Annotated in this window: 9 protein-coding genes; 6 read left to right on the top strand and 3 right to left on the bottom strand. The window is 61.8% G+C overall.

Annotation, left to right across the window (positions count from 1 at the left end):
• Window positions 1–192 (bottom strand): hypothetical protein (locus B7449_RS22205; protein ID WP_209426775.1); only part of this gene is annotated, 192 nt, incomplete at its 3' end.
• A 12-nt stretch (window positions 193–204) separates the two neighbouring features.
• On the opposite strand from B7449_RS22205, the gene B7449_RS16985 reads away from it, so the two are divergent.
• From B7449_RS16985 to B7449_RS16970, 4 genes are all read left to right on the top strand, one after another.
• Window positions 205–738: a GtrA family protein gene (locus tag B7449_RS16985; protein ID WP_039735572.1), complete on the top strand. Its 534-nt coding sequence runs from the start codon at window positions 205–207 to the stop codon at window positions 736–738.
• Window positions 739–1,458: 720 nt separating this feature from the next.
• Complete coding sequence (gene alaS / locus B7449_RS16980; protein ID WP_039735571.1) at window positions 1,459–4,098, top strand: alanine--tRNA ligase; 2,640 nt, start codon at window positions 1,459–1,461, stop codon at window positions 4,096–4,098.
• A 305-nt stretch (window positions 4,099–4,403) separates the two neighbouring features.
• Complete coding sequence (locus B7449_RS16975; RefSeq protein ID WP_039735570.1) at window positions 4,404–5,096, top strand: carbonic anhydrase; 693 nt, start codon at window positions 4,404–4,406, stop codon at window positions 5,094–5,096.
• Between the two features lie 52 nt (window positions 5,097–5,148).
• Window positions 5,149–5,997 carry an endonuclease/exonuclease/phosphatase family protein gene (locus tag B7449_RS16970; protein ID WP_039735569.1) on the top strand — a complete coding sequence of 283 codons (849 nt, stop codon included), beginning with the start codon at window positions 5,149–5,151 and terminating at the stop codon, window positions 5,995–5,997.
• A gap of 13 nt (window positions 5,998–6,010) precedes the next feature.
• Here the strand turns inward: B7449_RS16970 and B7449_RS16965 are convergent, their stop codons facing one another.
• Entirely contained in the window at window positions 6,011–6,358 is a 348-nt protein-coding gene (locus tag B7449_RS16965; RefSeq protein ID WP_039735568.1) for a hypothetical protein, read from the bottom strand.
• 122 nt (window positions 6,359–6,480) lie between these two features.
• Here B7449_RS16965 and B7449_RS16960 point away from each other — a divergent pair, with 122 nt between their 5' ends.
• On the top strand, window positions 6,481–7,254 hold the full coding sequence (locus tag B7449_RS16960) for an NADPH-dependent F420 reductase (protein WP_039735567.1): 774 nt from the start codon (window positions 6,481–6,483) through the stop codon (window positions 7,252–7,254).
• Here B7449_RS16960 and B7449_RS16955 read toward each other — a convergent pair.
• Window positions 7,233–7,781 (bottom strand): HdeD family acid-resistance protein, encoded by a 549-nt coding sequence (locus B7449_RS16955; protein WP_039735566.1) that lies wholly within the window; start codon window positions 7,779–7,781, stop codon window positions 7,233–7,235. The two genes, B7449_RS16960 and B7449_RS16955, sit on opposite strands and share 22 nt — an antisense overlap.
• Before the next feature lie 315 nt (window positions 7,782–8,096).
• Between B7449_RS16955 and rpsD the strand changes: the two genes are divergently transcribed.
• The gene (gene rpsD, locus B7449_RS16950) at window positions 8,097–8,714 is read left to right on the top strand and encodes a 30S ribosomal protein S4 (protein WP_010506989.1); all 618 of its coding nucleotides are present in this window, start codon (window positions 8,097–8,099) and stop codon (window positions 8,712–8,714) included.
• The last annotated feature ends 6 nt before the right edge of the window (window positions 8,715–8,720 follow it).

Below are 8,720 nucleotides of genomic sequence, written 5' to 3'. Positions count from 1 at the left end.
GACACGCGTGAGCCGCAGAACCGCCGCGTCGAGATCATCCTGCATTAATGTAAAGAAAAGAAAGGAGGCTTTGATCTGCCTCCTTTCCCCTTTCATCCGTCCAGCATTATACTGTATGACATATTCGCCATATGCAGCCCACCCCGCCACATGATGGCCTGCACATGTGCCCGTCGCCTTGCCTGTCGGCATAAGGATAATGTCTTGCCCAATATTTCTTCCCAGAAAATCACACAATTCCTGAAGTTTGGAATTGTTGGACTGCTCGGGCTATGTTGGGATACGGGGACGGTTTACAGCCTGCGTCCATTTGTCGGTCTGACGATTGCAACCATAGCTGCATATTTCATTGCGGCATCGATCAACTGGCTGATCAATCGCCTGTGGACCTTCCGGCACGTAGGCAACCAGCATCATTTTGTCATTCAGTGGATGCGCTTCCTTGCAGGCAACTCGCTTGGGTTCTTCCTTAACCGTGGGTGCGTATTCACGCTGTTCCATGTCTCCCCCGTGTTCAAGACCTATCCGGTCCTGGCGCTGGCGGCGGGCGCGGTTGCTGGAATGATGGCGAATTTCCATATCAGCCGGAAACTCGTATTCCATTCCGAATCCGCAAGGTCCACCACTCCCAGTCGCCCGACGGCGGAAATCGTTCCCTTCCAGCCCGAACGCGCCGTCGTCAAAAACACGATTTCCAGCCATACGGCAGTTGCGAACCCCCGCAGCAAGGTCGGATAACGCAATTCTGTCCCGTTCGCCGGGCGGCTTCCCTGCTGGCGGATGCCTTTGTCTGCTCCGCACAATCGACCGATTTTCCCCTACAAAATGATCCATGATGATCCGTCAGGGCTGCCTGACGTGGCATCCATTGGACTGGCATATCGACCTGTTTCGACAGGATGGACGTGGTATGGCATCAATATATCCATATGCCGCCCATCTGGAATGCGCATGTATAAAAGCAGGTGGACGAAGTAACAGAACCACGCATCAGCGTCGTTTTGCGTTCCTTCACCAGCATATCAAGACAACGCTCATTGATAAAAAATAATAAAAATTCTGGGACGCCGCCTTTCTCCGGAAAAGTGCCGCTTCCTGAAGCATTTTAAGAAGATTTACCGAAAAAATATCCCGGCGATGTACACGGCACTCCATGGCCGTGACCGCATCCGGCCATGACCGGCCGGGGCATCATCAATCAGAGCCTGCGGGCCAACCGTTCCACCTCCGCGACACGAATGCCCGACATGGCCGCCAGTGCGGTATGCGATTCCGACACAACCGGTCCGCGGGCCTATGTGCCAGACACCGCCTGCCCCTACCGTGTCCCACACATCACGCAATCGCCATGTGGACACAACACGCATGTTCATACTTCCGGTCCGGCGCTACGTGCGCTAGGTGAATGAAACCGGTTTTACATCCATACCTTCAATACAGGATCGTCCGTTTCCCGCCATGTTCACAACAAACGACATTCGCGCCACCTTCCTCGACTATTTTGCGGGGAACGGGCATCAGATCGTGCCGTCCTCGTCCCTGGTGCCGCACAACGATCCGACGCTGCTGTTTACCAATGCTGGTATGGTGCAGTTCAAGAACGTGTTCACCGGACAGGAAACGCGTCCGTATTCCCGCGCCACCACGGCGCAGAAGGTCGTGCGCGCAGGTGGCAAGCACAACGATCTGGACAACGTTGGCTATACCGCCCGCCACCACACTTTTTTCGAGATGATGGGCAATTTCTCGTTCGGGGATTATTTCAAGGCGGAAGCCATTGAACTGGCGTGGAATCTGGTTACCGGCACCTTTGGCCTGCCCAGGGAAAAGCTGCTGACCACCGTCTATGCCGATGATGAGGAAGCGGCCACGCTGTGGCGCAAGATCGCCGGGCTGCCGGATGACCGGATCATCCGCATCCCCACCTCCGACAATTTCTGGCGCATGGGCGATACCGGCCCCTGTGGCCCGTGTTCCGAGATCTTCTACGATCACGGCCCCGAAGTGGCGGGCGGACCACCCGGCTCCCCCGATGAGGATGGCGACAGGTTTACCGAAATCTGGAACCTCGTGTTCATGCAGTATTTCGAAAACCCGCCCGGCACGCGCTCACCCCTGCCGCGTCCGTCCATCGACACCGGGCTGGGACTGGAACGTTTTGCCGCCATCCTGCAGGGCAAGCGTGACAATTATGATACGGACACCTTCCGCGCCCTGATCCTGGCCTCGGCCGAAGTCACGGGCCAGGACCCGGACGGGCCATTCAATGCCAGCCACCGCGTTGTGGCCGACCATCTGCGCTCCACCTCGTTCCTGATCGCTGACGGCGTGCTGCCGTCCAAGGACGGACGCGGCTATGTCCTGCGCCGCATCATGCGCCGGGCCATGCGTCACCTGCACCTGATGGGCACGACGGAACCGACCTTCTACAAACTCGTTCCCGCGCTGATCCGGCAGATGGGCGAAGCCTATCCCGAACTGATCCATGCCCGCGCCCTGATCGAAGGCACGATGAAGGGCGAGGAAGAACGCTTCAAGGCGATGCTGGACCGTGGGCTGTCGCTGCTGGCGGACGAGACGGAACACCTTGGCGATGGCGCGCCCCTGCCGGGTGCCGTTGCATTCAAGCTGTATGATACCTTCGGCTTCCCGCTGGACCTGACGCAGGACGCCCTGCGTGGCACCAGCCACGGCGTGGACGTGGCTGGCTTCAACGAAGCAATGGACGTGCAGCGCAAGCGCGCCCGTGCGGCATGGAGCGGATCGGGCGACAGCGCGACCGAAACCGTGTGGTTCGAGGCGCGTGACACCTTTGGCGCCACGGAATTCCTTGGCTACACCACCGAAACATCGGATGCCGAAATCCAGACCGTGGTCGTGGACAATGCACAGGTGGACAGCGCCGGCCCCGGCACCAGGATCGCCCTGCTGCTGAACCAGACGCCGTTCTATGGCGAAAGCGGCGGACAGGTGGGCGACACCGGCACCATTACCGCCCCCGGCCTGCATATCGCCATTACCGATACGCAAAAGAAGCTGGGCGACCTGCTGGTGCATTACGGCACGGTCATTGAAGGCACGGTCAAACCCGGCATGGCGGTCACGGCACAGGTCGATCATGACCGCCGCAGCGCCATCCGCGCCCATCACTCCGCCACGCACCTGCTGCACGAAGCCCTGCGCCGACGCCTGGGCGATCATGTCACGCAGAAGGGCAGCCTGAACGCACCTGACCGCCTGCGCTTTGACGTCAGCCAGCCGCGTCCGATCACGCCGGAGGAACTGGCTGAAATCGAGGCCGAGGTGAATGCCCGCATCCGTGAAAACACGGAAGTCACCACCCGTCACATGACGCCGGAAGAAGCCATTGAACAGGGTGCGATGGCCCTGTTTGGTGAAAAATATGGCGACGAGGTCCGCGTGGTTTCCATGGGCGGCCCCGAGGACGGGCGCGCGGGCTGGTCGATCGAACTGTGTGGTGGCACCCATGTGCGCCGCACCGGCGATATCGGCCTGTTCCGCATCACATCCGAAAGCGGCGTATCATCGGGCGTGCGACGTATCGAGGCCGTAACCGGCCTTGCCGCGCAGAACGCCACCGTCGCCACCGAAGAGCGTCTGAACCAGATGGCCGCCATGATGCGCGTGCCGCCCGCGGAAGCGCCCGAGCGTCTTGCCGTGCTGCTGGAGGAACGCAAGGCGATGGAACGCCAGATTTCCGACCTGCAGCGCAAGCTGGCATCGGGCAGCCAGTCGGCGGCATCCATTGTGGAGGTCAATGGCATCAGGCTTGACGCCCGCAACGTGGGCGAACTGCCGCCCAAGGAACTCAAGCCGCTGGCTGATTCCCTGCGCAAGGAAATCGGATCGGGTGTGATCGCCCTGATTTCCACGGCGGATGGCAAGGGCAGCATTGTGGTCGCCGCAACGCCCGACCTTGCGGAAAAGGTGGATGCCGTGACCCTGGTACGCGCCGCCAGCGCCGCCATGGGTGGCAAGGGGGGGGGTGGCCGTCGCGACATGGCGCAGGCCGGCGGCCCGGATACCAGCAGGGTGGACGCGGCCCTCGATGCCGTGCGCGCCGCCATGCAAGGCTGACAGCGCGGCCTGATCCGCCACGCTGACAAGACGGAACGGATATGCAACGGCGCACCCTGTGCGCCGTTGTGCTGTACTCCCCTGCCTTCCCCATCACCAGTTCAATACAGAAAGTGAATGTTTCTTAATTATATTGTGGTTACATAGTATTTCCTCTGCTTCGCATGAAGAAACAATTGTGACATGCAGGTGTTTCCATGATACAGATAGCATGGGATACTACCCCACCTACCGGACTGCGCAGCAATGCCCGTGCGGTGGGCGCATTTCCCTTTATCCGGACATTCAGGTGACAGGATTTTACAATGGCCGATACCCATACTGCCCGGGATACCCTTATCGATCTGCTGCATGGCGTGGAACGCTTCAATACTGAAGTCTTTCCGCAAAACCGCGAACTGTTCGCCAGCCTGGCGGAAAGCCAGTCTCCCGATACGCTGTTCATTGCCTGCGCCGACAGCCGGGTAAATCCCAGCATGATCACGCAGACCCAGCCGGGCGACCTGTTCGTGCTGCGCAATATCGGCAATATCGTACCCGCCTATGGGGAAATGCTGGGCGGCGTGTCCTCCGCCATTGAATATGCCGTAAGCGCGCTGAAGGTTTCGCATATCATCGTATGCGGCCATTCCAACTGCGGGGCGATGAAGGCGCTGCTGGACCCCGACCCCACGAAACTGGCCCGGATGCCCACCGTCGCAAGCTGGCTGCGCAATGCCGAGGCCGCACGCGCCGTGCTGGAAGCGTCCGACGCCGGGCCTGCCACCGTGCGCAGCCTGTCCGAGCAGAACGTGCAGCTGCAGATTGCCCACCTGCGCACCCATCCCGCCGTCGCGGCAGGGGTTGCCCGCGGCACCCTGACGTTGCAGGGATGGTTCTATGACATCGCCAGTGGGGAAGTTGTCGTACTGGATGAAACGTCGCGCACGTTCGTCCATGTGGACGAAGCCATTGCCAAGCTGCAGGCACAAAAGGCTGGCGACACCACCACGCCGTAATCCCGCCCCATGGTTTGCGCGGGGGTTAAGGCAGGCGGGCTTCCGTCTGACCGTGGCCCTTGCGCTCATGGTCCTGCCCATCGGGGCACAGGCCGGTGACAGTCTCAAGCTGTCCACATGGAACCTTGACTGGCTGACCACGCGCCCGCAGGGCGATCCCGCCCTGCCGGCAGACGTCATGCCGCGCAGCGCGGCGGAACTGGACCGGCTGGCATATTATGCCCGCCGCCTTGCCCCCGATATCGCGGCGCTGGAAGAAATCGACAGCGCGCAGCTTGCCGCAAGGCTGTTTCCCGCCCCGCGCTACCGCATCCTCCTATCCGACGACACGGTCGTGCAGAAAGTCGCCCTTGCGGTCCGTGCGGACCTGCCGGTTGTCCGGCATGCAGATGTCACGGCGCTGGATGTCTATCCCCCCACGGCGCCCCGTCACCTGCGGGCCGGGCTTGACCTGACGGTTGGCAGTGGCGCGGACAGCCTGCGCATCCTGGTGGTGCATCTGAAGGCGGGATGTCGCGATTCGTCAGCCACGACCCGGAACCGACCCGTCTGCCGGACGCTGCTGCGCCAGATCGCGGTCGTGCAGGACTGGATCATGGAACGGCAGGATGAAGGGGAAGCCTTTGTCGTGATGGGCGATTTCAACCGCCTGCTCGCGCCCGACGATCCTGCCTGGCGGTCGCTTACGGAAAATGGCCCGCTTACGCTGGCAACCGCGGGACGCGCCAGCCCCTGTGCGCAGGGCAGTTATTTCATTGACCATATCATGGCGGGCGGGCCCGCGCGCGACTGGCTGCAGCCGGGCAGCCTGCGGGTCATGCTGTACCGCGAAAATGGACGCGACGACGCCACGCGCCTGTCCGATCACTGTCCCGTCTCGGTCCGGCTGTCGCCACCCTGACGGGATCAGGCGATCATTCCGGCCAGATACCGGATGCATGCATGGCGTTCCACCCCACCGCCAGCACGACCAGCACGAACACGATCGCCCCCATGAGTTGGAACAGTTCCCTGTAGGGCATGAATTCGGGGGCCATGGCGGCCGTGGCGGCTGCCTGGCTGGTGGCCACGGCGTCATGGTCGGTGGGTACGACCTGTGTCTGGGCTTCGGGCACCGGGCCAGGATCGGGAACGGTGGTGGCGGCAAGCGCCGCCTCATCTTCCTGCACGGCCTCATGCAGGGCTTCCACCGGATGTTCCACGCCAGCGGGGACAGCGGACTGCGCGACCACGTTCCGGTCCTGATCGGGGGTATCGGTCATTGACGCTGTAACTCCTGCTTCAGCCAAGTCTGTGTCATATATCGGACTGGTCGGCAAAGAACCAACCATGGATAAGCCATCCCGTGCCATACTACCACATGCCGCCAGAACAGGAGAAATGCATGCCCGCCCTGAAACTGACCCGCCGACAGAGCCTGTTCGCCGCATTGGGCGCGCTGATCCCTGCCAGCCTGCCCGGGGCGGCCCATGCACGACGGCCCCTGCGTATCGGCATGATCGGATCGGGCCATGTCGGCAGCACGCTGGGGCATTTATGGTGCCGGGCGGGACATCAGGTCATGTTCTCCGACATTCATAAAGGTGCCGCGAAGAAACTGGCGTCGGAACTCTATCCCCTCGCCCGCGACGGCACGCCACAGGAAGCGGCAAGGTTTGGCGACGCCGTGGTGCTGGCGGTCCCCTATGGCGCGCTGCCCCAGCTTCGGCACGACATCGGGTCGATCGTGGGGACAAAGCCGCTGATCGACCCCTCCAACCCCTATGGCTGGCGGGATGGAAAGATCGGACGGCTGGCGCTGGCCAAGGGGGCGGGCGTGACCACGCAGGCGATGTTCCCGCAGGCCTCGGTCGTGCGGGCCTTCAATTCCGAGGACATGACCACGCTGGAAGCCGAGGCCTTCCGCACGCCCCCGCGTCTGGCCCTGCCCATGGCGGGCGATGTGGTGCAGGCGCTGTATGTGGCGGGCTGGCTGATCCATGACGCAGGTTTCGACCCTGTCACGGTCGGGCCGCTATCGACGGCAAAACTGTTCCAGCCCGGCGGCCCCGGCTTCGAGGCGCGGATGAACGCCACCGACCTGCGCAACCTGCTGGGGGTTACGGCCAACAATGCCATTGACCGCAACCTTGCCACTCAGTTTTCAGGCGGGATGTAGGCGGCCTGCCGCAGGGCAAGGCCGAACTGGATCCAGCCAATGCCCGCCGCGATCAGTTCAACGGCCACGAACGTGCCGATCAGCCACAGGCCCGACCACGGCAGCGTTACATACAGGCACACCCCCACCAGCAGGCTGATCAGCCCACCAAGCAGGATCAGCCACCATCCCTGCAGGCCACGCTGCTGGAACGCCATGATGATGCGCCCGATGCCCGATACGACCAGGCAGGCGGAAATGAAGATGGTGATGACCATGGACCCCGTTGTCGGTTCCTCCATCATCATCGTGCCCGCCAGGATGTACAGCGCGCCACCCAGAATGGACATGAACCGCCCGCTCCAGTCACGCACGACAAAGGCATGCACAAGCTGCACCGCGCCCGCGACGAACAGCAGCACGCCAAGCAGGATGGTACTGGCCAGCGACACTGCCAGCGCATCCACCCATGCCACGATGCCCAGCCCGAACGATATGGCGCCAAGGCCGACAAACAGCCCCCAGCGCTGTGTAAATGGCGTATCCATGCGTAAAACCCCCCTGTTCCCGTCATGTCTTCTTCCGGTGTCCGTTTCATAACAGGCTGGCAGCACTGTGCGATACAGGCTTTTGCCGTGGGGCGGCATGCATGATGATTGACAGGACGGGCACGGTACTTCTATACGCGCCCGACTGCCGGGAACGTGGACGATACGGCTGGTGCCCATGGGTGATTGCTCCCCGGTGCCGGTAATACGTGGCGCGCCCGTCCTGTTCATGCGGAACAGGACCTACCGGTGCAACAACATGGCCATGCGGTTTCCGCCGTGTGCCATGCAGATGAATGAAGAGAGAGCGCGCAGATGAGCAAGCGCCTTGAGAGCAAGTACAAAATCAATCGCCGCCTTGGCGTAAACCTGTGGGGCCGTGCGAAGTCCCCGGTCAACAAGCGCGAATATGGCCCCGGCCAGCATGGCCAGCGCCGCAAGCAGAAGCCGTCCGACTTCTCCGTGCAGCTGATGGCCAAGCAGAAGCTGAAGGGCTACTACGGCAACATCGGCGAAAAGCAGTTCCGCAAGTATTATGACGAGGCCGTCCGCCGCAAGGGCGATACCTCCGAAAACCTGATCGACCTGCTGGAACGCCGGCTGGACGCGGTCGTGTACCGCCTGAAGTTCGCGATCACCCCGTTCGCGGCCCGTCAGTTCATCAGCCACGGCCACATCACGGTCAACGGCCGCAAGGTCAACATCCCGTCCTATCTGGTGCGTGATGGCGACGTGATCGAAGTCCGTGAAAAGTCCAAGCAGCTGGCCATCGTGCTGGATGCGGCGCAGAGCGGCGAACGCGACGTGCCGGAATACATGGAAGTGGACCACCGCCAGATGAAGGGCTCCTTCCTGCGCAGCCCCAAGCTGTCGGACGTTCCGTATCCGGTCCAGATGGAACCGAACCTGGTCATCGAATTCTACTCTCGCTGATCAAGT

It is taken from the genome of Komagataeibacter intermedius TF2, from assembly GCF_000964425.1.
In the GTDB taxonomy this organism is placed as follows: domain Bacteria; phylum Pseudomonadota; class Alphaproteobacteria; order Acetobacterales; family Acetobacteraceae; genus Komagataeibacter; species Komagataeibacter intermedius.
The sequence above is the reverse complement of the archived record's forward strand: the minus strand, read 5'-3'. Positions and strand labels throughout refer to the sequence as shown.